Genomic DNA, 25,217 nt, shown 5'->3' with positions numbered 1-25,217 from the left:
ACGCAAGGCCGTCCAACGAGCCCGTGACCGGATCCGGGAACTCACCGGCCGGAAATGGCTCTGGATGCCGGTGGAGGACATCGTCAGGGATTTGAACATGTTCCTGCGCGGCTGGGCCGGATATTTCCGTTACGGGAACTCCGCCCGCGTCCTTGGCCAGATCAGGAACTTCGCTCTCATGCGACTGGCGATATGGCTGTCCAAGAAGGGCAACCGGCGTCACTCGTGGGGGTGGGGTATCAAACAGGTGCTGCTCTCGCCGAGTCACCTGGGTTTGATCGGCCTCGATGGAACCGTTATTCCGCCCAGGCCCTTTCGGGACTGGCGCGGGAAGGCCGAACGCCGACGGTGAAGAACGTCGGTAAGCCGTGTGCGGGAGAACCGCATGCACGGTTTGACGGGCGGGGACTGGAAACGGGCCGCACCATGTGGGACCGCGCCAGTCCCCGACCCTCCCCATTGTCGGTTCTACCTGGCAGGATACGGCGGTCGGTCGGCCCGTCTGCGCTCATGAGTGCAGCCGCCTGACGATCATGTGTTTGTGAGGACAACACAATCGAAGGCGGCTGCTGCTGCCAGGATAGGGGCCGGGCTGGCCCGCCGGAAACGGATCGAGCTGCTGGAGCGGCTGAAGCCGTGCTTTGCCCGGACCGGGACCTGGCAACACGCGGGAAAGTACATGTCGGCCCTGGTCAGCGAGCTGCCCAAGCGGAACGGGTGGACCATCGCCCAGCACGCCGGGGACAGGTCGCCGGACCGGACGCAGCGGCTGCTGAGCCGGGCGGTCTGGGATGAGTCCGCCGCGATGAGCGAGATCCGGCGGTTCGCGGCGAAGGGACTGGATACGGCCGCGCGGCGCCGGCGGCGTGGGAGCCTGGTGATCGCAGCGATCGACGAGACCGGGCAGGAAAAGCAGGGCGAGTTCACGGCCGGGGTGAAACGCCAGTACATGGGATGCGCGGGCCGGATCGCCAACGGCATCAACACGGTGCACCTGTCCTATGTCCGGGAGCGGACCGGCCACGCACTGGCCGGCGCGCGGCAGTGGATCCCGCGAGAGCACCTCGAAGATCCGGTGAAGTCCCTGGTCATGGGCCTCCCGCTGAACCTGGAGTTCCGTACCAAGGGCCAGCTGGCCATCGACTTGTGCGCGGACGCCTACGCCGACGGCCTGGTCTTCGACTTCGTCTGTGGCGATGAGGTGTACGGCGGCTGCACCCAGCTGCGCGAGTTCCTCGAAGACAACGGCCAGGCTTACGTGCTGCGGGTCGCCTCCAGTTTCATGCTCACGCCGGTCGCGGGAACGAAGCTGACCTGCGCGCAGGCGGTAAAGCAGCTGGCCAAGGGCAAACGGTGCTGGGAGGTCCGCTCCGCCGGTAGGGGCTCCAAGGGCGAGCGGTGGTATGCCCGGGCGTGGATCGGCACCGCCTCACCGCGTCATCACCTGCTGGTCCGCCGCCACCTCAAGACCGGCAAGCCGGCCTTCCACTACTGCTACGTGCCCGAAGGGCGGCTTTTGACCAAGACCGGGCTGATCCGGGCCGCCGGGCTGCGCTGGCCGGTCGAGGAGGATTTCGAGTTCGGCAAGGACTGCTTCGGGCTGGATCAGTGCCAGGCACGCCTCTACACCGCGGTCCTGCGCCACATCGTGCTGGTCATGGCCGCCCTGGCCATCTGCGCCGTCACCGCCGCCCAGTTACGGGACCACACCGATACCCAGGCCCCGCCGCCGGTTCATCCCCAGCAGGCCCCGCCCGGCGATCCCGGGCTGATCCCGCTGACGGTCCCGGAGATCAGGCGCCTGCTTGCCACCGCCCTCCAGCCCTGCTACCCGTCCGGCCATGCCGCTCGCTGGCTGAACTGGCGACGCCGCCACCAGGCACGTTCTCGCTGGTTCCACCACCGCACCCGCCTAAACCAAGGAAATGCCCTGGTCAGCTAGCAATTGGCGGCTGCCGTACTAGCGGTAACCCCAGGTGCCACTGCTATCGAACGTGGACCATCCTCGAATTAGTAAATTGGCCGAAATCAATACATTCGTTACATAAGAAGAGCGCAGCGGTTTCCGGGAATTCCGGTTCATAAGATCTACGGGACTCCGCTCCACTAGCGTCACCCCGGTAATCGGAAATGTACGTTGCGTTGAAGGTGGCCGTGTGCGCGATCTGTATAGGTTCGAGTTGGAGCCAGAGGTTCGTGACTGGCTTGACGCCCTCAGTGACAGCGACTTCAAGAGGGTGGATGAGGTAGCAGGTCTTCTGGCTGAGAAAGGCGTCGAACTTGGAGGCCCGTGGTCGGATCATCTGGAAGGACCGGTGTGGGAACTTCGGATCCGGCTTCGAGACGTTGCGGTCCGGGTAACGTACTGGTGTACTGCGACCAGAAGTATCGTGATGCTCACAGTCTTTCGCAAGATCAAACAGCACGACCAAAGACAGATCGATCGAGCCGTCCGAGCGCAGAAGATCTGCGAACGGGATCATCACGGCCCAGCCGCTGGGACCTTTGAGAGGCAGGTGTGATGGCCGGTTACCACACCCGCTGGACGCGCCCCGATGTGCAGGCTGACGACCCCGAACGCATCGCGATCCGGGAGGCACTCGCTTTCGGCAAGGCTCTGTACGATCGGCGGACCGCCCTTGGCTTGACGGTCGCCCAACTCGCGGCACGGGCGAACATGACCGAAGACGAGATCGAGTGCATCGAAGAGGGCGGGACCGAACCCACTGTGGCCCTGCTACGGCACCTGGCGGCCGCCCTCGACGCGGACGTTCGCCTCACCCCGGGCCACGATGTGGGCTCCATGTGGTTCGAGGCCCACGCGGCGTGATGTCAAGGGTGTAGCGAACGCGCTCCGCCAAGCCGCTTCCGCCGCGATCGGCCCCAGCCCCGGTGTCAGCGGGCCGATGCTTTTTGCTACTTGGACCGCGGTCCGGTGGATTGAGAAACAACCGAGGCCGCTGGTGCCGCAGGTGCCTGTGGCGCCGTCGTCATGCGGGGAGATCTGGGGTGATGGGGTGACGGAGTCGGTGGCCGGGCGGAGCGGGAGGTGGCACCATCTACTTGGCGGAACCCGACCAGGCGGTTGATCTTGTAGGGCGCCGTGCCCACCTGGTGCTGCATGAGATGGTCGATGTCCTGCGGCCGTTCTATCGGGGACGGTCGCCATATTCCTGACCTGTTGCGTCTCCGCGAGCACGTCAGCGTCGACCCGGACGTGTGTGGCGGGATGCGGGTCATCCAGGGCACTCGGGTGCCCTATGACGAGGTCGCGGCGTTACTGCGGGACGGGGTCCCGGCCGAGAAGATCTCTGACTACTTCCCGAGCGTGACGGCGATGGCGGCGCGCAGCGCAGTCGATTTCGCCGATTATGTCGACACCTACGATCCTCCCAGGGAGCCGCGTGAGGCTGCTGCTGGATGAGACGTTCCGCGGCCGCTCCATAAAGCCCTCGTGGCGTTCATTCTCACCCACGAGATCGTTCATTTGCTCGACCTTCAGGGCTGGCCCTTTCGATGGCCGAAGCGACTCCGCCGGGTGGGATGTGCCTTGCTCTGTCAGGTATGCCTTGCCGCTTACGCCGGCGTCCCCGCTAGCGACGAAACCGTCAATCTGATGGGAAAGTACACATACGGCACTATTTCGCGAATTCTTGATCCTGCTCGTGCGGGAGGCGCTATATCGCTATATTGGCCGAGGGGTAAGGAGGAGAAATGGTTGATATTTCACCGGAACGGACAGAATCGGACACACCACCTGATAAGCGGCGCATTGACCGCACGCAGGTGGTAGTTGCCGCGATTGGCGCTATCGGCCTAGCCATAACCGCTGCCATTACGGGCTACTTCACAGGCCAGCAGGCTGGCGTCAAGGAGGGTGAAGCGTCAGTCTCTGCGGCGACGGTGACTGTTACTGCCCCTGGCCCCACCGTTACGGTCGCAGCCACGCCTGGCAACCTTGCCCCTACGGATCATCCTTCCACTGAACCGCCAGTTGATGTAGGCGAGGGTAAGTCGCTACTAGATTTACCTCCTATCGATGCAACCGAATTTACCGGGGGAGAAGTTAATGTTGTGCGTAAACCCTACGCACAAGCACTTGTGGCTGAGGGTCCATGCTATACAACTGACGCTAGGTACAACCTCGGCAGGGCGTATACGAGCTTCACGGCCTACGCGGCCATGGATGACAAGTCAGACCCAGGTATAACTGCCAAATTCGAGGTCTTTGTCGACGGGAAGTCCGCTAGATCAGAGCACGTGACCCTAGGGGACATGAAGAAGTTCGTGATAGACAATCTATCCAGCACTATGCAGATCAAGCTGGCGGTAACCACAGAAGACTGTACGGCTGGTGACATCTCAGTCGCGTGGATCAACCCCGTTCTTAAGTAGTCGACGCCAGAGACCTGTCTCCAATTCGCAGGAATTTGTCCTTTAAGCGTAGCCACCTCGGTCCTGCAGATCAGTACCAGGCCAGGACGGCGCAGCCCGCGTCCTGGGCGGGGTCTGCCTTATACGCCATCAGCGTTGGGAATCCGCGACAAAAGCCTCTATCCCCTTGCGGCGGGAGCGGGACTTGACGTTGTGGTGACCAATGATGGGCGGCAGATGCAGCGCCCTCGCGAAGTCGCGGCCATCGCGTCGTCCGGGGCTGCATCCCATCGAGTACCCGCATAAGCATCAAGGGCTCGTGGGCACGGGCGTTGCGATCGCGACGGTCGCCGCAGCGCTGCCGCGTTGTTGTTATTGGAAGAGGCGGAATCGCAGCGCCTGATAACTCTGCGTGCCGTTGATCCCACATCGTCCAGTCGGTTGCGTGTGGTGGATCCGGGGGCGGTTCCGCCTAAGCATTGGCCGGTCAGGCCTTCCAGTTGAGGAAGGCTTCGCCGGCGGAGATGGTGGCGAACCAGAGGGCGATGGAGAGGAAGGGGATGAGGAGGCCCCAGGGGGAGTTTTGGCGGACGGACCAGATGGCGGTGGCTAGGAGGGTGAGCCAGGCGAGGAGGAGGGTGGTGATGGCCCAGGTGGGGGCTAGGAGGCCGCTGGCGCCGTAGAAGGGGAGGGTGCAGAGTTGGCCGATGAGGCCTAGCCAGCTGGCGATGCGGGCGGCGTTTTTGGGAACGGTGGGCATCTCGGCTCGTCCCGTCGGCGAGGGTGTCTGGGGGAGATCCTCCCGCGTATCCGTCGCGGGCGCTACGGGGCTGCTGGGCCAGGATCCGGGTGGGACGCGGGAAAGCTGTGTGCACCCATGCTGTCAGCGACGTTTACAGATTCTGTCAATAATTCCGTTTATACTCCGGAATTAGCAGCGGAATCGACCTGAGGTCGTGGTACGTGAATCCTCTCGACACTCCCGTCACCCGAATGGTGCTCCAGTATGACGGTTCCGCGGTGCGGCTCCTCCAGGCACTGGTCACCGAGCCATTACGTCCCAGGACCACGAAACACGGCAAACAGCCTGCGGCCGTGCTCATCCCCCGTGACCTTCGCGAACGTCTTGGCATTCCGGAAGGGGAGCTCCTGACCGCGCGGCAGTCTCGGCTGGAACGTGCCGACGGTTCGGCGGCGGTGGTCGTCGCGTACGTGGATCTGAATGGCGAAGCAGGCTCGCGTCGCGACCAGCATGAGGTGCTTCGGGTCGGTACTCGCCGTTGGTATTGGGGGGAGCCCGGCGGAATTCACCGGATCTCCGCTTGGCGCGAGATCCTCACCACGACCAATGGCATCGCGGCTCGCTACACCCGCGAGATCTTCCATCCGGACGTCGTTCCGGTGATCACGCCGAGCCGGGAGCGTGCGTCGGTGCGGTCCGAGTTCGCGGCTCCGGTCGTACGGCGTCGGCTCACGGTCACGCCACGAGCCCGGCGGAGCGGCGAACCTGTGGTGTGACTAGGTGAGGTTGGCGCCTGAGGTTGGGTCGAAGATGTGGAGCGCGGCCGGGTCGTACCAGATTGTGGCGAGTTCGCCTTCGCGGACGGGGGACTTGGGATCCAGGCGGGCGACTACCTCTCCGGTGAAGGTGGCGCCGGATTCGAAGGTGAAGTACGCGAGCTTTTCCGCGCCCATGGATTCGACGATGTCGACGGTGCCGGTGAACGAGGCGCCGTGCCTGATTCGGGTGTCCTGGAAGAGTTCGGGGCGGATGCCGACGATGACCTCGCGGGGGAGGAGGCGCGGGCGGGAGCCGCACGGGATGGTGCCGATGATCGTGTGGAGGCCGTCGGGGTGGACCTCGGCGGGGAGGAAGTTCATCGAGGGGGAGCCGATGAAGCCCGCGACGAACTGGTTGGCGGGGTGGTCGTAGAGGTCCTGGGGGGTGCCGACCTGCTGGACGACGCCGGATTGCATGATCACGATGCGGTCGCCGAGGGTCATCGCCTCGGTCTGGTCGTGGGTGACGTAGACGGTGGTGGTGCCGAGGCGCTTCTGCAGGCGGGAAATCGAGGTGCGCATCTGTACGCGGAGTTTGGCGTCCAGGTTGGACAGGGGTTCGTCCATCAGGAACGCCTTCGGGTCGCGGACGATGGCCCGGCCCATCGCGACGCGCTGGCGCTGGCCGCCGGAGAGGTTGGCGGGTTTTCGGTCCAGCAAAGGAGTCAGGTCGAGGAGGTCCGCGGTGTGGTGGACTTTCGCGGCGATTTCGGGTTTGGGCATCTTGGCGAGGGTGAGGGGAAACGCCATGTTCTCCCGTACGGTCATGTGGGGGTAGAGGGCGTAGGACTGGAAGACCATGGCGATGTCCCGGTCGCGGGGGGCGCGTTCGTTGACGCGTTCGCCGTCGATGCGGAGTTCGCCGGAGGTGATCTCCTCCAGACCGGCGATCATGTTCAGCGTGGTCGACTTGCCGCAGCCGGACGGGCCGACCAGGATGACGAACTCGCGGTCGGCGATGGTCAGGTTGATGTCGTGCACCGCCGTGGTGCCGTCAGGGAAACGTTTGCTCACGCCGTCGAGCACGATTTCAGCCATCGTTCATCCCTTCACCGCGCCGGAGGTCAGGCCGGCCACGATCCGGCGCTGGAAGAACAGCACGAAGATCACGATCGGGATCGTGATGACCACCGCCGCGGCCGCGATCGACCCCGTCGGGTCCTCGAACTGGGAGCTCCCGGTGAAGAACGAGATCGTCGCGGGGGCGGTTCTGGCCGCCGAGGAGGAGGTGAGCGAGATAGCGAACAGGAAGTCGTTCCAGCAGAAGATGAACGCCAGGATCGCCGTGGTGACCATGCCGGGCACGGCGAGCGGCACGATGACCTTCCAGAACGCCTGGAACGGGGTGGCGCCGTCCATGGTGGCGGCGCGTTCCAGCTCGGTGGGAATCTCCTTGAAGAACGCGGACAGGGTGTAGATGGTCAGCGGTAGGGCGAAGGTGATGTACGGCAGGATCAGCCCCGGCCAGGTGTTGAAGAGGCCGAGCGTGCGCTCGATCTGGAACAGCGGGGTGACCAGCGAGATCTGCGGGAACATTGCGATCAGCAGGGAGAAGCCGATCAGCAGGCGTTTGCCGGGGAAGGTCAGGCGGGCGATGGCGTACGCGGCCATGGTGCCGAACACCATCGCCACGAATGTCGCGATCAGTCCGATGCCGATGGAGTTGATCAGTCCGCGGATGAAGTCGTCGTTGCGGAAGATGCCGGTGTAGTTGTTCAACGTCCATTTGGTCGGCAGCAGCGAGCCGTCGGTGATCGTGCTCGGATCCTTGAACGACAACGACACGATCCACAACACCGGAATCAACGCATACAGAACCACCAATACGTCGATAAATCCCCATCTGAGTTTCATCGGGGTTCGCTTCCGGGAGCGGCGGCGCCGAACACCCTGATGAAGACGAATGCGATGATCGCCACGCTTATCAGGATTAGTACGGACATGGTCGAGCCGATGCCCAGATTGAGCCCGCCGATCAGATTGTGGTACGCGATGATGGACACGGAACTGGTGTTCTGCGCGCCATTGGTCAGCACGTAGATGTTGTCAAATATCCGGAACGCGTCCAACGTCCGGAACAGCAGCGCCACCAGGATCGCGGGCTTCATCAACGGCAGGACGATCTTCGTGAACCGCTGCCACCGATTCGCCCCATCCATCGAGGCCGCCCGCAGCAACTCCTCCGGCACCAGCGCCAGCCCGGTCATCAGCAACAACGCCATGAACGGCGTCGTCTTCCACACCTCGGCCAGAATGATGATCGCGATCGAGGGCCCCTGCTGGGTCAGCGGCGCAGTCCCTTCCGGCAGCAGATTCGCCAGCCACCCCGTGCCCGGTGTCCACGCATATTTCCACCCATAAGCCGCCGCGACCGTCACGATCCCGTACGGAATGAGCACCACCGTCCGCACCAGCCCCCGCCCGACAACCGTGCGATACATGGCCACTGCCACCAGCATCCCGAGCACCAACTCGATCACCACGCTCACCACGGTGATCAGCAACGTCACCCCGAACGCCGTCCACCAGTACGCATTGCCCAGCACGGTCGCGTAGTTCGCCAGCCCGATCCACTCCTGATCCTCCGGAAACCGCAGATCAGCCCGCCGCAACGACAGCAGAAACGAGTAGAGAATCGGCCACCCGGTAACCGCGATCATGACAATCGTCGCCGGCGCACACAACCACAGCGCCAACCGCCGCTCACCCCGACCACCTTCACCGATCACGGCAACACGCCTATGCCGTGTTCGGCCGAAATGCCGTTGCCGGGTAGCACACATGTGGCGCGTTCAGCCGAGATGCCGTTGCTGAGCAGCACACTTGTGCCGCGTTCGGCCGAGATGTCGTTGCTGGGCAGCAGACTTTTGCTGTGCCCTGCCAGGCTCCCCTCGTCGATCATGGCAACACGCCCTTGCTCTGCAATGCGTCCCCCACCTGCCGTCGCAGTTCCGCCAGCGTCACCGGCGGATCGATCCCCGCGGGCGGCGACAGCACCGCCGAGATCACCGTCGACACGTTCTGATAGACAGGCGTTTTCGGGCGCGGCGCCGCCGTCTTCAACGCGTCCAGAATGGCCTGCCGCATCGGATAGACCCGGGCCATCTCCGGCTCGTCGTACACCGCCTCGATCGTCGGCGGCAACCCGTCCTTGATCGCCGCGATCCGCTGGCTCTCCGCGTCCCGCAAACACAGAGCCGCTTCAAACGCCTCCCGCGGATGCCCCGAATAACGACTTATCGCGAAATTGGCCCCACCCAGCGGTGACCGCCCCGGCCCATCGATCCCCGGATACGCCGCCCACTTGAAATATGGCAATATATCCGGCCGATTCGCCTTCATCGAGGCGTACACATAAGGCCAGTTCACCTCAAAAGCCGCCCGCCCACCCTCCACCGCCAACCGCGCCTCATCCTCATGCGTATTCGACAACGACGGATCAGCCGCCTTCGACCTCGCGTACTCCCGCATAACCCCCAACGCCCGCAAAGCGGGCGGCCCCAACGCGACCGCATCCCCATCAGGCGTGAGAATCGAACCCCCCGCCGACGCCACCACACTGTTGAACCAGACGGCCAGCCCTTCATACTGAGCGCCCGGAACCTCCCCATAAGCGGGCTTCCCCTCGGCCGCCAGCCGCCTGGCCGCATCCATGATCCCCTGCCACGTCACCGGCGCAGCCGCCACCAAATCCGACCGATACCACAACAACTGCACATTCGTGTTGTACGGCGCCGCATACAACTTCCCCCGCCAGATCGCCGTATCCAACGGCATCGCCAACGTCCCCGCCCGCGCCCGCTCCGCGTAACTCCCCGTCCACTCCCGAATCCACCCCGCCTCGGCCAGCTCCGCGGTCCACGTGACATCCAGCCCGAGCACATCCAGCCCCGGATCCCCGGCCGCCAGCCGCCGCACCAACTGCTCCCGCTGCCCGTCGGCATCCCGCGGCAACACGTTGACGACGATCCGATACCGCCCCCCGGCCAGCCGGTTGCACCGATCCGCGATCGCCTGAATGTTCTGCTGCGGCGCGTTGTACAGGTTGACCTGCGCGATCCCGCCCTCCGAGGACCCACACCCCGCCACGGCGCCTGCCAGCAGCGCGACCGCGACCGTCCTGATCATGCGGGAGGCGTACCCACAACGCCATCTCGCGGACGCCCGCAAACCCTAAAGAGACCCCAACCGACAGTTCCAGCAGTGTTGACAAAAATAGTTGTCGGTGGAAGGCTCAAGCCAACCAAGGAGGCAGAAATGCGAAAGATCGTTTCCGGATTCTTCATTTCGCTGGACGGCGTCGTGGAGTCCCCCGAGAAGTGGCACTTCCCCTACTTCAACGACGAGATGGGCGAGGTCATCGGCCGCGGCATGCAGTCGGCGGACGCCATGCTGATGGGCCGAAAGCTCTACGAGGAGTGGTCCGAATACTGGCCGAGCAACCCCGACAACGACCCCTTCGGCGACTTCATCAACAACATCCAGAAATATGTCGTCTCCACCACGCTGGACAAAGCCGACTGGAACAACACCACCGTCCTCAACGGCGACTTCGTCGAGGAGATCACCAACCTCAAGTCCCAGCCCGGCCAGGACATCAACATCAGCGGCAGCCCCACCCTCGTACGCTCGCTACTCACCCACGGCCTCCTGGACGAGCTCCAACTGCTCATCCACCCGATCATCGTCGGCACCGGCCAGCGCCTCTTCGACAGCCTCGCCCAGATCCCCCTCAAGGTCGTCTCCTCAACCACCCTGCAGACCGGCGTGCTGTCCGTCCTGTATGCCCCCGCCGACAAATGAGCAGCGGGGTGAGTGGGCGGTCCAGAACCGCCCGCTCACCTGCCGGTTGCGTGCCCTGGCACGGGGCGTACGCCTCAGGGCGGCTGGCTACCCCTTCATCCCGGACATGGCGATGCCCTGGATGATCTGCCGTTGCAGGATCACGTAAATGATCATGACGGGAAGGACGGCCATGGTCGCCGTCGCGAGGGCGACCCCGGTGTGGATCCCGGTGGACCGCCCGGCCATCGCGAGACCCTGGGTGACGGTGTACATGTCACGCTCGCTGGTCACCAGCAAGGGCCAGAGCAGGTCGTTCCAGCGCCAGATGATATTGATGATCGCCAGCGCGGCCAGCGCCGGCTTGCAGAGTGGCAACACGAGTTGCAGGAAGATCCTGAACTCGCTGGCGCCGTCGAGCCGGGCCGCGTGGATGAGTTCGTCCGGCAGGTTGCTGATGTGCTGCCGCATCAGGAAGGTGCCGAATCCGCCTGCCAGGAACGGCATGATCAACGCCCAGTAGGTATTGTTCCAGTTCAGCGTGGACATGAGGTCGTAGAGGGGGATCATCCTCGTCTCGAATGGAAGGAGCAGCGTACTCAGGAAGGCGATGAAGAAGAATGACTTGCCGGGAAAACGGCCCTTGGCGAACGCGTAACCGGTCAGCGCGCTGCAGAACAGATAGCCTACGGTCGTGAGTCCCACGACGATCAGGCTGTTGAGGTAAAAGCGCTCGATCGGCAGGCTCGTGGCCGCGACCTCGTAGTTGAACAGCGAGGGGTCAGGCGGCCAGAATGTCGGGGTCCGGGGCATCGCACTGTTCGACTGGCGGGACAACGATGTTGTGACCATCCAGACGAACGGCAGCACCATGGCCAGCCCGCCGATCGACAGCAGGCCGACCAGGACGATTTGGGGCAGGTGGTTTGGCCGGTTCCTAGTGGCCCCGCGGGATGGCTTCCGCTGTTTGCGGCCCGTCGTGGTCGCGTTCGCCGACTGCCGGCTGAGCTTTTGAATGGTCATGAGCGAGCCTTGAATTCACGGCTGAGGAAGGCCCGGTAGGCCACCACCGTCAGAACGAGCATGATGACGAAGAACACCACGGCTATCGCGGCCGCTTGGTTGGTGTCGTGACTCACGAATCCCACCTGGTACATCAGCATCACGATCGACTGCAGCGTCCGGGCGGGCGAGCCGCTCGGCCCGCCCAGGGTCCACAGGTCGCCGAAGCGAGCCATGGCGTCGAAGGATCCGGTCATGACCAGGAAGATGATCGTCGGCCGGAGACCTGGCAGCGTGATGTGCCGCCAGATCTGGAGCGGGGTGGCGCCGTCCACCGCGGCCGATTCGTAGAGTTCGACCGGGATCGACTGGATCCCGGCAAGGAAGATCAGGATGAAATAACCGAGACCTGACCAGACTGCTAGCAGGGTCACCGCTGCGCGTGACCCGGTCAACCCGAAACTCGGATCGGCCAGCCACAGTGGCACGTCGTCGATGCCGAGGATATGCAGGAAGCCGTTGAGCAGCCCCCAGTCAGGCTGGAAGACGTAGAGGAAGATCAGCGCCACCGCGACGGACGAGGTGAGCTGCGGCAGGAAGTAGATCACCTTGAGTGCTGTCGCACCCCGCCGGACGTGGTTCAACATCGCGGACAGGATGGCCGCGAGGGGGATGACCAGGGCCAGGAAGGCCACACCGAGCAGAACAGTGTTGATCAGTGCGTCCCAGAAGACACCGGTGGTCCCCAGGTTCGCGAACTGGTCCAATCCCACGAACTGCCGCTGATCGGGGCCGGTCTCGCGGTAGAAGCCCTCCACGAAGGTCTGGGCTGTCGGCAGGCATACGAAGAGCACGAGCAACGCGAACGGCGGCAAGACAAAGGCATACCACACTGTTGTCCGGCGGAACCCGCCGAAGACGCCCGTTCTGATGGCCCGGCGACCGGCGGACACGCGGGGGCGCGCGTCCGCCGGGCTCGGCTTAGGGATCGTCATTGCTTGCTGAGCCAGTCGTCGGTCTCCTTCTGGGCCTGCTCAAGCGCCTGCTTGGCGGTCACCTTCCCGGCGAGCGCCGCTTCGAGCTGGGCCTGCAAGGCGAACCGGGGCTGCTCGGCGGCCCAGGGGTAGACGGCGTCGGTGGTGCGGACCTGATCGAACACGATCGCGCCGTCCGGCAGTTCGGCGACCTGCGGGACGGACTTCTCGCCGCCCTCCACGACCGGCAGCCGGCCGCTGGTGTTGAAGTAGTATGCCTGCGCCTCCGGGCTGCTGGCCATCCACTTCAGCACCGTCCACGCCTGCTCCTTGTTGGGGCAGCTCGCTGCCATCGCCAGCGGGGACACACTGTTGAGGCCACCGAGGCCGTCGGCTCCCTTGAGGTTGTAGGAGGACCGGAACCGCTCACGCATCTGAGGCTGCGCGATGAGCTGGGGTATGAAGTAGCCGTTCTCGCCCTCGGGGATGATCGCCACAACGTTCTTGTCGGTGAGGAAGCCCTGCGGCATGCCCTCGGTGGCCAGGGCGCCTTTCGGCGCGTACGCGGACATCTTCACGAACCATTCCATGGCCTGGAGGTATTCGGGGCTATCCCAGTTGATCTCCAGCTTGCCCTCGGCCGTCTCCGCCCCCCAGTGCGCGCCCATGGCGTGCGCGATGGCCATGAACTGCCACACCGCGTACTTGCCCTGGTACCAGTAGCCGTAGTTCTGCTCACCGGTGACCGGGTTCTTCCCGGTCATCTGTGCCGCCTTGGTCTCGATCTCCTGGATCGTCGGCTTGGCCGACAGCGGCTCGACACCCCAGTCCTTGAATAGCTTCGTGTCCCAGTGGATCACGCGCACGCCGGCGTTGTTCGGTATGTAGAACAGGTTCTTTGGATTGTCCGGACCCCACGACCGGGCGGACTCCAGGGCCGCGTCCCCCCAGAGGTTCTTGAAGGTCGGATCCTTTGCGATCATCGTGTCCAGGTTGACCAGCAGCCCGCGCTTGCCGTAGGCGGGCGCGGCGGGCATCTCGTAGAGGCAGGCTTCGTTGGCCTTGATCATGGCCTCTGTCTTGGGAGCGTATCCCGTGGCGCCTTCGCCCCACGGAATGCTGACGATCTCCATCTTGATGGTGGGGTTGGCCTTGTCGAATGCGGCCTGGAGCTGTCCGATGCCTGGCGTCTTGGCACCGGTCACCGCGTCGATCCCGTCTTCATCGGGATAGCCGATCATCAGAACTTTCACGGGTGGGCCGCTTTTGTCGGCGTCGCCGCCTTCGCTTCCGGTGCCGGCGCCTGTGCCGCACGCGGCGAGTCCCACGACGAGGAGGCCGACGGGGAGAGTCCTTAGCAGGGAGGGGGTCATCGTGTCCTGCCAATCATGAGCACTTTCGGAGGTCTGCGGCAGTGGAACCCGGCCCGTATCGAACCCAGGATGCACACTGCAAAGACATAATATGTCTGTCGACTACCTTCCCACCCGGGCAGAAGCGGGTCAAGACGGTTCTCCTACGTAAACGCACACCTTGATCAAGGACGAGCGCTACCGCACGACCGTAAAAGTCGTGGTCACCGTGAGGAGGTCCACCGCTGCCTTCCTGGCTGCACGCGACCGGTGAGCTGACTGGGTAAATGACATATGATGACTAATGACTTTGTCGCTGGCGGTAAGGGCATGGCATGTTACTCGTCAAGGAACCAACGTCAACGCGGAGGCCGGCATGACGTACAGACCCCTGATCATCGCCCACCGGGGGCACTCTCTCCTCGCTCCGGAACAAACGATGGCGGCATACCGGACAGCCGCGGAGCTGGGCGCCGACATGATCGAGGTCGACGTCCGGCGCAGCCGCGACGGCGTTTTCCTGCTCATGCACGACGAGGCGCTCGACCGGACCACCTCGGGCACCGGGCCGGTCGCCGACCTCACCTGGGCGGAGCTGAGCGCCCTCGACGCGGGCGGCTGGTTCGGCCCGGAATTCGCCGGCGAACGCGTGCCCTGTCTGGATGAACTGTTCGATTTCGCCGAGGAGGCCGACGTCTCGCTGTGCCTGGAGGCCAAAGGTGAGACGCCGCGGGAACAGCGGTTCGTCGCCTCCGCCATCGCCCGGGAACTGGCCCGCAGGGGCCGCCTGGACCGTGACGTGGTCGCGTCCTTCGACCACGAGGCGCTGGCCGAGGCGGGCCGGGTGACCCCCGGCCTGAAGCTGGCCCCGGACCGGCTTCCTGAGCGCGGACCGAGCCAGGCCGAGACCCTCATCACACAGGCCCGCCGGATTGGTGCCGAGATCATCCAGCACCACCACGCCGATCTCACTCCGGACGTGGTGCGGGCCACACAGGAGGCCGGTGTCGCGATCTGGGCGTGGCCGGCGACGTCGGCGGAATCCATCGAACGCGTGCACGCCATGGGCGTCGTCGGTCTGATGGGCGACGACGTGGCGGCGATCGTCAAGGTGGTCGACCGATCTCTCGCCTGATCCGGCGGGCTACGCATCCACCATGGCGGAGAAGTCGAGGACCGTGCGGACCTGATCCGCGATGCTCGGCCCACCGGGCAGCTTCCCTTCGAAGATGGCTCCGCCGATGGTGAAGCCCCAGGCGCCGGCCCGGGACATGAGCGCGATTTGCGCGGCCCCGGTGATCGACCCCGCGACGATCACCGGGCCGCCGCTCGCGGCGGTCACGGCCGCGGTCAGGCCATGCGGGTCGGCGTCGGCGTGCCGGTAGGTGAGCAGGTCGACGCCGTGAACACCGTCCAGCGCGGTGAGCCGGGCCGCGTCCGCGGCGATCTCCTCGATCGTTCCGCGCAGCACGCTGGGATGGCCGACCACCGTCCCCGGAAACGGGCAGTACCGCAGCCCGGTGCCGCGGAACAGGGCCGCGCCCGCGTCACCGTGGGTGCCGCCGAGAACCCAGTCCACCCCACCGGCGACCGCGGCGTGCAGCGACGCCAGCTCATCCTCGCGGCTGGTGGATACCACTTCGAGCATGACGGTCATGCCCAGCTCGTGGGCCTGGTCGGTGAGCGCTCTGATTACCGCCGGGCTGACCCCGACGTCTTTGAAACCGACGTGGCGGAGCCCGCTGCCGGCCAGGCTGTTCAGCACATCGGCGGCGTCGGGTACGGTGCGGTCGTTGTGGGTCAGCATGAAAACAAAGTTGATCACGGGTGCTCCTTCAGCGAGATCTAGCCAGGAATCCCGGGCGTTCACGCCCAGGAGGTCGTCCACCGTTGACAGGTGGATCACGGTCAAGAGGCAGACAGTCCTGCTCCCACAGAGGTGAGCCGGGTCAAGATGGCGTCGATGTCGGCATCCGTCCAGAGCCCGGCCAGCCCGGCCAGGTCGGCGATTCCCAGGCGGCTGCGGAGCAACGGCGCGTTGGTTATGGCCCAGCGGGCTCGTTCGGGACTCACCGCCGGGTTGAGGTCGGTGAACCTGGTCGGCGCGCCGGCCCGGCGCAGCGCGTCGGCCAGCACCTCCAGCCGTGGCGCCACGCCATCCGCCCAGGCGTCCCATCGAGCGGCCAGCGAGGCGAGAGCCTCGGGATTGGCCCGAAGTGCCTGGAGTTTCGCGGCATAGCCCTGCCAGCACCGCTCGCCCATCGCGCCGCTCGGGTCGACCTCTGCGAACGCGGCAAGCACCTGGTCGCGGGCGGCCGCGTCCTGCGGCACCTCGACGCGCGCGGCGGCAAACCTCGCTCCCAGGTGTTCCCAGGTCGCGGCGGCTACCAGGGCGCTGATCCCGACCTGGGCGCCGTGCAGCGCGTGCGGCCGTCCTTCGCCGCCCGCCGCCATGTCCAGCAGATGGCTGATCGCGTGCTCCGTACCGGATGAGGGGGCGGTCTGCCCGGCCATGCCCATCACCAGCCCGCCGAGGGTGAGACCATGCGCCAGCGCGGTCACCGCGGCGGTACCGGTGGGCAGTTCACCGGCCAGCGGGAGCACCGCCGTCGCGGCCTGCCGCAGCAGTCGCACCAGTTCCGGCCGATAGCCGCAGTCGACGCGCAGGGCGTCGGACAATGCCCAGTCGGCGGACGCGGTGTAGACGGAGATCAGGTCGCCGAGCCCGGCCCTGGTGAGCTCAGGCGGGGCGCACACCAGCGTCTCCTCATCGATCAGCAGCACCTCCGGCCAGCTACTCGAAACGGTGGTCTTGACCCCGTCGAGCAGCAGCACCGACTGGGCGTTGGCGTAGCCGTTGACGCTGGCCGCGGTTTGCACCACCACGTGCGGGAACGCGCCGCGGGCGCTGGCCACCTTGCCGACGTCGCAAATCGTTCCAGAACCCAGGGTGACCAGGACTCCGGCTCCCGCGGTCCTGGCTATCGCGTCAGCCACCGTGGCCGGGTCAGCCGTCGTGTGGTGGCCAGGAGACCCGACGGTGACGTGCACCGGCCGGCCCACCTGGCGGAGCCGGTCGAGCACCGATTCGGTGAGGTCGGCTCCGTACGCCACCTTGGGGGTGGCGTCGGTCAGAAGCACGATCGGCCCGCTGCCGCTGCGGGTCTCCCGCACCAGCTCACCGAGACGGCGCAACGTCCCAGGGCCGGCGACGAGACGGCGTAACCCGATGTCGGCGGCTGAACCGAAGATCGCGCGGACCTGGGACAGCGCGTTGGAGGGTTCGGCGAGTGCGGTCATGACATAGCCTCACGGGTGGCGTAGAACAGTCGGCGGTATGCGGCGTGGCCGTGGGTGTAGATCTCGGCCCTGTGCGGGTCGGGCAGATACGGTTGGGGGTCGAGATCCACGCCGCGTTCCACGGCGTCCTCGACCGAGTCGAAGGTGCCGGCGGTGAGGCCGGCGAGCAGTGCCGCGCCGGACGCGGCGCCGTCCAGCCTGCGCACCGCGCGCACAGGGCGGTTGAGCACGTCGGCCTTGATCTGGAGCCATAGCGCCGATCGGGCGCCCCCGCCGACCACCCGGATCTCGCTGTCGGCGGTGAGCAGGCCGAGCTCGCCGAGCCGGTCGACGATGTCGCGCAGCGCGTAGACGCAGCCCTCGATCACCGCGCGGGCCAGGTGCGCGGGCCCGTGGTTCATCGACAACCCGGCGAACACCCCGCGCATCCGGTCGTCCCATACCGGTGTGGTGGCTCCGCTCAACGTGGGGAGGAACAGCGCGCCGTCACTGCCGGCCGGTACGGTCGACGCTCGTCCGATCAGCGTGCCCTGGTCGAGGCCGAGGATCGTGCCGGCGAGCCACAGCGTGCAGCCGCCGGAGACGAACCCCGGGTTCTCCACCAGCAGCAGCCCCGGCAGCGCGTGGGCATGGGTCTCGACCAGCCGGGTGGGGTCGAACACCGGCGTGCGGGCCGTAACCGTGACGGGCTCCGCCGTGCCCGCGACATCGGCCACGATTCCGGGGCGGACGGCTCCGGCGCCCACAGACGCGGCGTGCTCGTCGCCCGTGCCGACCAGGACTCGGCACCCGGTGCTCAGCCCGAGGTCGCCGGCCGCCGTCGCGGTGAGCGTCCCGGCCACCTCGGTCGAGGGCCGTACGGCGCCGAGCAGCGCCGGGTCGAGGGACATGGCGGCGAGCAACTCGTCGGACCAGTTCCCGGAGGTCACGTCGAACAGCATCGTGCTGGAGGCGTTGGCGGGGTCCTGCGCGAGGACGCCGGTCAGCTTGGCGAGCAGCCAGCCACCCACCGGCAGCAGCGCCGACGCGAGGCGCAGCACCTCGGGTTCGTGCCGGCGCAGCCAGGCGATCTTCGGCGCCACGTGCAAGGCGTCGGCGTTCAGCCCTGTGATCGCGAAGATCCGGTCGGCGCCGACGCGCTCGGCCAACTCGGCGGCCTCGGCTGTCGCCCTGCAGTCCAGCCAGATGATCGCGGGACGGCGGGGGGTCAGGTCCGCCTCGGTGACCACCACCCCGTCCACCTGGGAGGCCAGGCACAGATGGCCGACCTCGCCGGGGCGGATTCCGGCGGTCTTCACCAGGCGCCGGGATACCTCGGCCAGGCCGCCGTACCAGTCCAGTGGATCCTGTTCGGCCCAGCCGGCGGCGGGGTGGCTCATCGGGTAGCCGTGGCCACCCGCGGCGACCTGCCTGCCGTCTGGATCCAGCAGCACGCCCTTGACGCTCTGCGAGCCGACATCGACGCCCATCACGTAGGACATTCAGTCCTCCCGTCGCGAAGTAGATGTAGACAGTAGACGTATTACGACTCTTGGAGCAACGCTTGGGATGACGATCATTCGTCTGATGTTCAGCGTGAGCTGGTTTTCACGCGCCCCTGATGATCGCGTCCAGGGCCTGCGCGTCCTCGGCGAACTGGAGCGGATCGTCGTTCAGCACGAACTCCAGCAGCACGTCGGTCGGTACGCCGCGGGCCACCAGCCTGGCCACGACGGCCTCCCAGAGCCTGCGCCTGGCGTCCAGCGGCAGCCATCGCCCGGTGGGCGAGAGCGAGCACGCGTGCACGGCGATGACGTGCGGGAGGATCAGGTCGAGTCCGGCCAGGGTCGCGCCGTCGTCCAGACCCGGAGGCGGCTGCCAGTAGGTATTGATCACAGGCCGGTCGATGTCGGCGAGCAGCGCGAGCGTGGATTCGGCGGTGTCGGTGAGGCTGCCGTCGTGGAACTCGAGTCCGACCGTGAGTCCCGCGTCCTCGGCGCGGGCGGCGAGCTCCCTGGCCGAGGCCACGACGGCGGCGCGCTCGGCTGCGGTGACCGCGGCGGAGCCCGTGCGCCCGGCCCACACCCGGATCCGGGGCGCGCCCAGGGCCAAGGCCCCGGCGATGACCGGCCCGAACTCGCAGTCCGGCCCCAGATAGACGTATGTCCCGTACGATCCGACCGCCAGTCCCGCCTCGGCCGTCCGGCTCCTGACCTCCCTCGCGACGGCGAGGTCGCCGGGGGGGACGTGGATGTCAGCCCCCCACTCAACGACGCTCAGCCCGGCCGACACGGCAAGTTCGATCACCTTCACGACCGGTAGCGGCCGGAAGGTCACCGAGCACAGGCCGTGCCGCAGGAGGCGAGGACGCCTGCCCTGGTCGGCCGGCTGCGCTTCATGGATCTGGCTGTCGTGATCAGGCGTCACTCGCACTCCTCGGCGGGCTCCGGGAACCACTACCGGAGCTTGAGACATAAAACGTATGATGACTTATGACATTGCGTCAAGGAGTGGACAGTCCCGGCGTGGGATCGGTAAAGTCATCAGACGTCTTACGATATGAAATGTCTGGATTGGAACGGGTTGGCAAATATCCTGGATCGATATCGTGGAATCGTGTTCGACCTCGACGGCACCGTTTACCTGGGCGAACGGCTGCTGCCGGGCGCCCGCGCGGTGATCGAGGCGGTGCGTGAGGCGAATCGCTCAGTCCTCTACCTGACCAACAAGCCGCTCGATCCGTCCGCGACGTACGCGGCGAAGCTGACCCGGCTCGGGATACCCACGGCGCCGGACGAGGTGGTCTCCTCGCTCGACGCCATGGTCGGCTACCTGTGCGACAGGCACCCCGGCGCCTCCGTGCTGTGCGTTTCCGAGCCACTGCTGGCGGACACGCTTCGCCGCCACGGCTTCATGGTGCTTGCCGCCGCCGACGCGGAGCGCGCCGACCTGGTCGTGGTGTCGTTCGACCGCGGCTTCGACTACGCCAAGCTGCACGCGGCGTTCCGCGCGGTCACCGCCGGGGCCGCGATCGTGGCGACCAATCCGGACCGCTACTGTCCCACGCCGGAGGGCGGGCTCCCGGACTGCGCGGCCATGCTCGCCGCGATCGAGGCGTGCACGGGAGTAACAGCGGAGGCGGTGGTCGGCAAGCCGTCTCCGCAGATGGCCGCCACCATCCTGGCCCGGTTCGGGCTACCGGCAGGCGAGGTACTGATCGTGGGGGACCGGTTGGAGACCGACGTCGCGATGGCCGTCGGCGCGGGAATCGACGCGGCTCTCGTGCTCTCGGGTGCGACGGACCGGGCCGCCGCCCGCCGGGCCGACCCGCCGCCGACCTATGTTCTCGACAGTATCGCTCACTTGATGACCGGCGAGGTCACCCGACAACCCCTGAAGAAGTGAGGGCCTCATGAAGGGCATTTTGCTCGAAGATGTCTCGTGGTGCTGGTGGACCCGGCCGCGCGCGGTGCGAATCAGGGACCGCGTGTTCTTCGGGGCGATGGATTCCGCCGGACAGATCTACGCCGCGACCTGGAATCTGGTGACGCACCGTTCGGCCAGGACTATCCTGGCCGCGTACGAGCCGGACGATCACAACAACCCCGCGTTGGTCGCCGTGCCGGGCAAGCCGTTGGTCGCGTTCTACTCGCGGCACGACTGCGGCGACACACTGCAGTTCCGTATATCCGAAAACGTCGTCTCCGAAAGCGTCCCCGCCGAGAACGCCACCGAGATCAACGGCTGGCATCCTCAGCGAGACCTGAAGTTCGGCGGTGAGACCAGCTACGCGCAAGTGCACGTGCGCGGCGACGAACTGCACCTGTTCACCAGGGTCGACGAGATCGGGTGGAGCTACCGCCGGTCGGACGACTGGGCGGCCTCCTGGGGGGAGCCCGTTCCGTTCCTCGTCTTCGACACTGATCAGATGATCTATCTGGCCACGACGATGCTCGAGGACGGCCGCACGGTGCGGATGGCCGTGTCCGGACATCCGCAGGAGACGCCGCGGCCGCTGCACGATGTCTGGGCCTGCCAGGTCGACCTCGAGACCGGCGAGGTGAGCCTGCCCGGCGACGGCGCCGTCATCGCCAATCTGTACGTCGAGGCCACCCTGCCCCTCAACCAGGACCAGCTTGAACTGGTGCACGCTACGCCGTCGGACCGTACGGTCAACCTGTTCGACGTGTCGGACGGGCCGGACTTCGAGATCGGCTTTGTGTCGAAGGTCAAGGGCGACGACGCGACCGTGGACGCGCGCTACCACGTCAGCATCTATCGTGACGGCGGCTGGCACACCGAGGACGTGGCTCCGGCCGGGACCATTTTCGGCTACACCCACGCCGGCTTCTACGCGGGCGGCGTCGCGTTTCCGCACCGCAGTCCGGGCGGGCGGATCTACCTGACCCGCGAGAGCGCCGGCATCTGGTTTTTCGAGCGCCGCGACCGGAACGCGTCCGGCGTCTGGGACGCGCGCGAGCTCTTGCCGCCCGGCCCGGTCCGGATCGCCCGCCCGTGGGCGATCATCGATCCGGCCGGCGGGCTCGACGTGGTGGCTCTGGCCGTCGAGCACTATGGCGACAAGTACTTCGACACGCGGTCGCATCTGGTCGCCGGTGGCGGGTACCCAGCCGATGCCGAGCCAGCCGGATGACCCGGCTCGGGGTGGGCGTGGCCGGCTGCGGTGGCGCCGCGGTCGACCTGTGCCACGCCATCGACGAGCTGCCCGGCGGCCGTCTCGCCGGCGCCTTCGACCTGGTCGAGCACCTGGCCGCCAGCCTGGCCCTGCCGCGCGGGGCCGCCGTGCATGGATCGCTCGCCTCGCTGCTGGCGGACCCCGCGGTCGACATCGTCTACGTGGCCGTGCCGCACCACCTGCTCGCGCCCATCACTCGCCAGGCGCTGCAGGCGAACCGTCACGTCCTCGTGGAGAAGCCCATGGCGCTCGACCTCGCGGAGCTGCGCGCCCTTGAGCGGGCCGCGGCCGAGCGGGATCGCCGGTTGGGGGTCGTGTTTCCGATGCGCATGACCGGTCCGGTGCGCGCCGCCCGCGACCTGATCGCGGCGGGGGCGATCGGGCAGGTCCGGGCGGTGCGGATTCGTACGGTGATCGACAAGCCGGACTCCTACTGGGAGTCCGGCCCGTCGGGCCGGGTGGCGGACGGCTGGCGGTCCCGGCGGGCGAAGGCCGGGGGCGGGGTCGTGTTGATGAACGTCCTGCACCAGCTCGACGCCCTCCGCTACCTGACCGGCCTGGAGGTGATCAGGGCCAGCGCGGAGATCGCCACTCTGACCGCTAAGGTCGAGGTGGAGGACAACGCCGGCGCCGTGCTCAAGCTCTCCGGCGGCGCCCTGGCCACCCTCGCCGCGTCCGCGCACAGCCCCGGCGCGCGGGCGGAGGAACGCATCGAGATCGACGGTTCGCAGGGCCGGATCGACCTGCCCGATCCGTATCAGGGCGGTCAGGCGCGGGTGTACCTGCGCCAGCCATGGGGCGACCTGTCGGCGGGACGGTGGAACACGGTGGACTCGCCCGTCCTCGGCGGTTACGTCGAGGTGCTACGCGGTTTCCTGCAGGCCGTTCAGGCCGGTTTGGCGCCCCCCATCGGTCCGCGGGACGCCGCCGCCGCCCTGGCCACGGTGCTGGCGATCTACCAGTCCGCCGAGACCGGGCAGTCCGCCGATGTCATTCATGCTGAGCGTGATGGCCACGCGTGACCGGTCGGCCGAGGTCGATAACCCAAGAATCATCAGTCGTCTTAGATCTACATAGGAGATCAGCATGGAGTCCGTGGCCGAGCTGGAGGACCGGCTCAGCACGCCCCGCACCGCCCTTGTCGACGACCTGCGGAAGATCGACGGCGATTTGCTGGTGCTGGGCGCCGGCGGCAAGCTCGGGCCCAGCCTGGTACGGCTTGCGGTGCGCGCCGCCGAGGCCGCTGGCGGCGGTCGCCGGGTGATCGCGGTCTCCCGGTTCGGCGAGAGCGGTCTCGCCGACGAGTTGCGGGCGATCGGCGCCACCACGATCGCTGCGGACATCGCTGATGACACGGCGCTTGGAGATCTGCCAGACGCCCCGAACGTGGTGTTCCTGGTCGGTGCCAAGTTCGGCACCAGCGGCCGGGAGGCGGCCACCTGGTATACCAATGCCTTCCTGCCGGGACGGGTCGTCCAGCGCTTCCGCGGCAGCCGGATCGTCGCCCTGTCCACCGGCAACGTTTATCCGCTCACACCGGTCGCCGCTGCGGGACCGACCGAGGACACCCCGCTGGGACCGGTCGGCGAGTACGCGATGAGCTGCCTGGGCCGGGAGCGGATTCTGGAACACTCAGCCGTCGTGAGCGGCACCCCCACCGCGCTGATCCGGCTGAACTACGCGGTGGAGATGCGCTACGGCCTGCTCGTCGACCTGGCCGGCGCGATCCTGGCGGGAGAGCCGATCGACTTGACCATGGGCCACGCCAACATGGTGTGGCAGGGGTACGCCAACGAGGTCGTGCTCCGGGCTCTCCTGCTGGCGGATGTCCCTCCCGCCGTCCTCAACGTGACCGGTCCCGAGCTGGTCTCGATCCGGCAGGTGGCGGCCGCCCTGGCGGCTCGCCTCGACGTGCCGGTCCGTTTCACCGGGCAGGAGGCGGACACCGCCCTGCTGTCCAACGCGGGACGGTGCCATCGGCTCTTCGGCTATCCCGACGTCACCCTTGACGAGCTTCTCGACTACACCGCCGCGTGGGTCGGGTCAGGCCTTCCGTCGCTGAACAAGCCGACCGGGTTCCAGCGCCGTGACGGCCGGTTCTGACATGACCGCGACCGAAGCCCTCGCCTTGTTCGCCCGCGGCTGCGCGATCCCCGCTCACCCGCTGGCGCTAACCGCCCGGCGCCGCCTGGACGAACGCCGCCAGCGGGCGCTCACCCGCTACTACCTGGCCACCGGTGCCGGTGGGCTCGCCGTCGGGGTGCACACCACCCAGTTCGCGATCCATGACAACGGCCTTCTCTCTCCCGTGCTGGAACTCGCCGCGGAAACGGTCGCGGCGGAGGCCGGTCGGCCGGTCGTGCTGATCGCCGGGGTCCAGGGGCCGACGGAGCAGGCGGTCCGGGAGGCGGAGCTCGCCGCCGCGCTGGGCTACCACCTGGCCCTGCTCGCCCCCGCGACGGAGGTGAGCGAGGCCGAGTTACTCGATCGCGCCCGCGCCGTCGGCGAAGTGCTCCCGGTGATCGGCTTCTACTTGCAGCCGGCCGTCGGCGGACGCGTGCTCTCGGCGGGCTACTGGACGGAGTTCGCCGCTATCCCGTCGGTGGCCGGAATCAAGGTCGCGCCGTTCGACCGGTACCGCACGCTGGATGTCTTGCACGGCGTCTGCCGATCGGGACGGTTGCCGGAGATCGCCCTCTACACGGGCAATGACAACCACATTTTGCCCGACCTCGCGATCCGAAACCGGGTCACTCTGGACGGGCGGACCATGGAGGTCGAGTTCGTCGGCGGGCTGCTCGGCCAGTGGGCGGTCTGGACCGAGCCCGCCGTACGGCTGCACGCCGAAGCCGCCGCCGCTCGCGCCGGTGACGACTTCGCGTTGCGACGCCTGCTCGTCCTGGATGGCTCGCTCACCGACGCCAACGCCGTGATCTTCGACGTGGCCGGGGGCTTCCACGGCTGCATCCCCGGCATCCACGAGATCCTGCGCCGCCAGGGATTGCTGGCCGGCCGCTGGTGTCTCGACCCCGGCGAGGATCTTTCCCCCGGGCAGCTTGAGGAGATCGACCGGGTCTGCCTCGCCTATCCAGAGTTGACCGATGACGACTTCATCGCCGAGCGGCTCGATGGCTGGCTGGGCTGACATGCGAGTGCAGTGTGTCTGACGTGTGACATGATATGAATAGTCGTAAAGCA

27 protein-coding genes are annotated in these 25,217 nt (G+C 66.7%); 14 read left to right on the top strand and 13 right to left on the bottom strand.

Annotated elements, in window-relative coordinates:
* The 6 genes from Amac_RS39115 to Amac_RS39090 all read left to right on the top strand — a co-directional run.
* Positions 1 to 352: group II intron maturase-specific domain-containing protein (locus tag Amac_RS39115; protein ID WP_246269000.1), on the top strand; the 352-nt coding region annotated here is incomplete at its 5' end.
* 189 nt (positions 353 to 541) lie between these two features.
* Positions 542 to 1,942: an IS701 family transposase gene (locus tag Amac_RS39110; RefSeq protein ID WP_218041559.1), complete on the top strand. Its 1,401-nt coding sequence runs from the start codon at positions 542 to 544 to the stop codon at positions 1,940 to 1,942.
* A gap of 214 nt (positions 1,943 to 2,156) precedes the next feature.
* Positions 2,157 to 2,522, top strand: a complete 366-nt coding sequence (locus Amac_RS39105; protein ID WP_155359464.1) for a type II toxin-antitoxin system RelE/ParE family toxin — start codon at positions 2,157 to 2,159, stop codon at positions 2,520 to 2,522.
* Complete coding sequence (locus tag Amac_RS39100) at positions 2,522 to 2,830, top strand: helix-turn-helix domain-containing protein (RefSeq protein ID WP_155359463.1); 309 nt, start codon at positions 2,522 to 2,524, stop codon at positions 2,828 to 2,830. Before Amac_RS39105 ends, Amac_RS39100 begins: the two co-directional genes overlap by 1 nt.
* Before the next feature lie 351 nt (positions 2,831 to 3,181).
* Positions 3,182 to 3,424, top strand: a complete 243-nt coding sequence (locus Amac_RS39095; RefSeq protein ID WP_246268999.1) for a DUF433 domain-containing protein — start codon at positions 3,182 to 3,184, stop codon at positions 3,422 to 3,424.
* Positions 3,425 to 3,714: 290 nt separating this feature from the next.
* On the top strand, positions 3,715 to 4,395 hold the full coding sequence (locus Amac_RS39090) for an NPCBM/NEW2 domain-containing protein (RefSeq protein WP_155359462.1): 681 nt from the start codon (positions 3,715 to 3,717) through the stop codon (positions 4,393 to 4,395).
* A gap of 466 nt (positions 4,396 to 4,861) precedes the next feature.
* On the opposite strand, the gene Amac_RS39085 is transcribed toward Amac_RS39090, so the two are convergent.
* Complete coding sequence (locus Amac_RS39085) at positions 4,862 to 5,134, bottom strand: hypothetical protein (RefSeq protein ID WP_155359461.1); 273 nt, start codon at positions 5,132 to 5,134, stop codon at positions 4,862 to 4,864.
* Positions 5,135 to 5,337: 203 nt separating this feature from the next.
* On the opposite strand from Amac_RS39085, the gene Amac_RS39080 reads away from it, so the two are divergent.
* Positions 5,338 to 5,892 carry a hypothetical protein gene (locus tag Amac_RS39080; protein WP_155359460.1) on the top strand — a complete coding sequence of 185 codons (555 nt, stop codon included), beginning with the start codon at positions 5,338 to 5,340 and terminating at the stop codon, positions 5,890 to 5,892.
* Here Amac_RS39080 and Amac_RS39075 read toward each other — a convergent pair whose 3' ends face one another.
* From Amac_RS39075 to Amac_RS39055, 5 genes are all read right to left on the bottom strand, one after another.
* Positions 5,893 to 6,972, bottom strand: coding sequence for an ABC transporter ATP-binding protein (locus Amac_RS39075; RefSeq protein WP_155359459.1), 1,080 nt, complete (start codon positions 6,970 to 6,972; stop codon positions 5,893 to 5,895). It abuts the gene before it with no gap.
* A gap of 3 nt (positions 6,973 to 6,975) precedes the next feature.
* A complete protein-coding gene (locus Amac_RS39070; protein WP_281356393.1) occupies positions 6,976 to 7,755 on the bottom strand; it encodes a carbohydrate ABC transporter permease in 780 nt (259 codons plus the stop codon).
* 29 nt (positions 7,756 to 7,784) lie between these two features.
* Positions 7,785 to 8,594: a carbohydrate ABC transporter permease gene (locus Amac_RS39065; RefSeq protein WP_281356392.1), complete on the bottom strand. Its 810-nt coding sequence runs from the start codon at positions 8,592 to 8,594 to the stop codon at positions 7,785 to 7,787.
* 65 nt (positions 8,595 to 8,659) lie between these two features.
* Positions 8,660 to 8,836, bottom strand: a complete 177-nt coding sequence (locus tag Amac_RS39060; protein ID WP_155359456.1) for a hypothetical protein — start codon at positions 8,834 to 8,836, stop codon at positions 8,660 to 8,662.
* Entirely contained in the window at positions 8,833 to 10,062 is a 1,230-nt protein-coding gene (locus Amac_RS39055; protein WP_174900279.1) for an ABC transporter substrate-binding protein, read from the bottom strand. Before Amac_RS39055 ends, Amac_RS39060 begins: the two co-directional genes overlap by 4 nt.
* A gap of 129 nt (positions 10,063 to 10,191) precedes the next feature.
* On the opposite strand from Amac_RS39055, the gene Amac_RS39050 reads away from it, so the two are divergent.
* Positions 10,192 to 10,737, top strand: coding sequence for a dihydrofolate reductase family protein (locus Amac_RS39050; protein WP_155359455.1), 546 nt, complete (start codon positions 10,192 to 10,194; stop codon positions 10,735 to 10,737).
* 87 nt (positions 10,738 to 10,824) lie between these two features.
* On the opposite strand, the gene Amac_RS39045 is transcribed toward Amac_RS39050, so the two are convergent.
* The 3 genes from Amac_RS39045 to Amac_RS39035 form a co-directional block, all read right to left on the bottom strand.
* Entirely contained in the window at positions 10,825 to 11,589 is a 765-nt protein-coding gene (locus tag Amac_RS39045; protein ID WP_170322884.1) for a carbohydrate ABC transporter permease, read from the bottom strand.
* A 146-nt stretch (positions 11,590 to 11,735) separates the two neighbouring features.
* A complete protein-coding gene (locus Amac_RS39040) occupies positions 11,736 to 12,713 on the bottom strand; it encodes a carbohydrate ABC transporter permease (protein WP_155359453.1) in 978 nt (325 codons plus the stop codon).
* Positions 12,710 to 14,065, bottom strand: a complete 1,356-nt coding sequence (locus tag Amac_RS39035) for an extracellular solute-binding protein (protein ID WP_155359452.1) — start codon at positions 14,063 to 14,065, stop codon at positions 12,710 to 12,712. The genes Amac_RS39040 and Amac_RS39035 overlap by 4 nt, the downstream gene beginning before the upstream one ends.
* A gap of 355 nt (positions 14,066 to 14,420) precedes the next feature.
* Between Amac_RS39035 and Amac_RS39030 the strand changes: the two genes are divergently transcribed.
* Positions 14,421 to 15,179, top strand: coding sequence for a glycerophosphodiester phosphodiesterase (locus Amac_RS39030; protein WP_170322883.1), 759 nt, complete (start codon positions 14,421 to 14,423; stop codon positions 15,177 to 15,179).
* Between the two features lie 9 nt (positions 15,180 to 15,188).
* Here Amac_RS39030 and Amac_RS39025 read toward each other — a convergent pair whose 3' ends face one another.
* The 4 genes from Amac_RS39025 to Amac_RS39010 all read right to left on the bottom strand — a co-directional run bounded on the left by Amac_RS39025 (position 15,189) and on the right by Amac_RS39010 (position 19,750).
* The gene (locus Amac_RS39025; protein WP_155359450.1) at positions 15,189 to 15,869 is read right to left on the bottom strand and encodes a 1-(5-phosphoribosyl)-5-((5-phosphoribosylamino)methylideneamino)imidazole-4-carboxamide isomerase; all 681 of its coding nucleotides are present in this window, start codon (positions 15,867 to 15,869) and stop codon (positions 15,189 to 15,191) included.
* Between the two features lie 83 nt (positions 15,870 to 15,952).
* The gene (locus tag Amac_RS39020) at positions 15,953 to 17,344 is read right to left on the bottom strand and encodes an iron-containing alcohol dehydrogenase (RefSeq protein WP_155359449.1); all 1,392 of its coding nucleotides are present in this window, start codon (positions 17,342 to 17,344) and stop codon (positions 15,953 to 15,955) included.
* Positions 17,341 to 18,825, bottom strand: a complete 1,485-nt coding sequence (locus Amac_RS39015) for a xylulokinase (RefSeq protein ID WP_155359448.1) — start codon at positions 18,823 to 18,825, stop codon at positions 17,341 to 17,343. The genes Amac_RS39020 and Amac_RS39015 overlap by 4 nt, the downstream gene beginning before the upstream one ends.
* A gap of 106 nt (positions 18,826 to 18,931) precedes the next feature.
* Positions 18,932 to 19,750, bottom strand: coding sequence for a sugar phosphate isomerase/epimerase family protein (locus tag Amac_RS39010; RefSeq protein ID WP_218041558.1), 819 nt, complete (start codon positions 19,748 to 19,750; stop codon positions 18,932 to 18,934).
* Positions 19,751 to 19,939: 189 nt separating this feature from the next.
* On the opposite strand from Amac_RS39010, the gene Amac_RS39005 reads away from it, so the two are divergent.
* The 5 genes from Amac_RS39005 to Amac_RS38985 all read left to right on the top strand — a co-directional run bounded on the left by Amac_RS39005 (position 19,940) and on the right by Amac_RS38985 (position 25,164).
* On the top strand, positions 19,940 to 20,728 hold the full coding sequence (locus Amac_RS39005; RefSeq protein ID WP_218041557.1) for an HAD-IIA family hydrolase: 789 nt from the start codon (positions 19,940 to 19,942) through the stop codon (positions 20,726 to 20,728).
* A 7-nt stretch (positions 20,729 to 20,735) separates the two neighbouring features.
* The gene (locus Amac_RS39000; protein WP_155359445.1) at positions 20,736 to 21,977 is read left to right on the top strand and encodes a hypothetical protein; all 1,242 of its coding nucleotides are present in this window, start codon (positions 20,736 to 20,738) and stop codon (positions 21,975 to 21,977) included.
* Complete coding sequence (locus tag Amac_RS38995) at positions 21,974 to 23,041, top strand: Gfo/Idh/MocA family protein (RefSeq protein ID WP_155359444.1); 1,068 nt, start codon at positions 21,974 to 21,976, stop codon at positions 23,039 to 23,041. The genes Amac_RS39000 and Amac_RS38995 overlap by 4 nt, the downstream gene beginning before the upstream one ends.
* 64 nt (positions 23,042 to 23,105) lie before the next feature.
* Entirely contained in the window at positions 23,106 to 24,122 is a 1,017-nt protein-coding gene (locus Amac_RS38990) for an NAD-dependent epimerase/dehydratase family protein (RefSeq protein WP_155359443.1), read from the top strand.
* A 1-nt stretch (position 24,123) separates the two neighbouring features.
* Positions 24,124 to 25,164, top strand: coding sequence for a dihydrodipicolinate synthase family protein (locus Amac_RS38985; RefSeq protein ID WP_155359442.1), 1,041 nt, complete (start codon positions 24,124 to 24,126; stop codon positions 25,162 to 25,164).
* Positions 25,165 to 25,217 lie beyond the last annotated feature (53 nt).

Origin of the sequence: Acrocarpospora macrocephala (genome assembly GCF_009687865.1) — a bacterium.
GTDB lineage: Bacteria > Actinomycetota > Actinomycetes > Streptosporangiales > Streptosporangiaceae > Acrocarpospora > Acrocarpospora macrocephala.
The sequence above is the reverse complement of the archived record's forward strand: the minus strand, read 5'-3'. Positions and strand labels throughout refer to the sequence as shown.

Coding starts and splice junctions, on each gene's coding strand:
- Amac_RS39090 (WP_155359462.1), top strand. CDS start 3,715: ATGGTTGATATTTCACCGGAACGGACAGAATCGGACACACCACCTGAT.
- Amac_RS39100 (WP_155359463.1), top strand. CDS start 2,522: ATGGCCGGTTACCACACCCGCTGGACGCGCCCCGATGTGCAGGCTGAC.
- Amac_RS39065 (WP_281356392.1), bottom strand. CDS start 8,594: ATGATCGCGGTTACCGGGTGGCCGATTCTCTACTCGTTTCTGCTGTCG.
- Amac_RS39000 (WP_155359445.1), top strand. CDS start 20,736: ATGAAGGGCATTTTGCTCGAAGATGTCTCGTGGTGCTGGTGGACCCGG.
- Amac_RS39055 (WP_174900279.1), bottom strand. CDS start 10,062: ATGATCAGGACGGTCGCGGTCGCGCTGCTGGCAGGCGCCGTGGCGGGG.
- Amac_RS39030 (WP_170322883.1), top strand. CDS start 14,421: ATGACGTACAGACCCCTGATCATCGCCCACCGGGGGCACTCTCTCCTC.
- Amac_RS39045 (WP_170322884.1), bottom strand. CDS start 11,589: ATGGTGCTGCCGTTCGTCTGGATGGTCACAACATCGTTGTCCCGCCAG.
- Amac_RS39085 (WP_155359461.1), bottom strand. CDS start 5,134: ATGCCCACCGTTCCCAAAAACGCCGCCCGCATCGCCAGCTGGCTAGGC.
- Amac_RS39075 (WP_155359459.1), bottom strand. CDS start 6,972: ATGGCTGAAATCGTGCTCGACGGCGTGAGCAAACGTTTCCCTGACGGC.
- Amac_RS38990 (WP_155359443.1), top strand. CDS start 23,106: ATGGAGTCCGTGGCCGAGCTGGAGGACCGGCTCAGCACGCCCCGCACC.
- Amac_RS39035 (WP_155359452.1), bottom strand. CDS start 14,065: ATGACCCCCTCCCTGCTAAGGACTCTCCCCGTCGGCCTCCTCGTCGTG.
- Amac_RS38995 (WP_155359444.1), top strand. CDS start 21,974: ATGACCCGGCTCGGGGTGGGCGTGGCCGGCTGCGGTGGCGCCGCGGTC.
- Amac_RS39040 (WP_155359453.1), bottom strand. CDS start 12,713: ATGACGATCCCTAAGCCGAGCCCGGCGGACGCGCGCCCCCGCGTGTCC.
- Amac_RS39015 (WP_155359448.1), bottom strand. CDS start 18,825: ATGTCCTACGTGATGGGCGTCGATGTCGGCTCGCAGAGCGTCAAGGGC.
- Amac_RS38985 (WP_155359442.1), top strand. CDS start 24,124: ATGACCGCGACCGAAGCCCTCGCCTTGTTCGCCCGCGGCTGCGCGATC.
- Amac_RS39060 (WP_155359456.1), bottom strand. CDS start 8,836: ATGATCGACGAGGGGAGCCTGGCAGGGCACAGCAAAAGTCTGCTGCCC.
- Amac_RS39020 (WP_155359449.1), bottom strand. CDS start 17,344: ATGACCGCACTCGCCGAACCCTCCAACGCGCTGTCCCAGGTCCGCGCG.
- Amac_RS39050 (WP_155359455.1), top strand. CDS start 10,192: ATGCGAAAGATCGTTTCCGGATTCTTCATTTCGCTGGACGGCGTCGTG.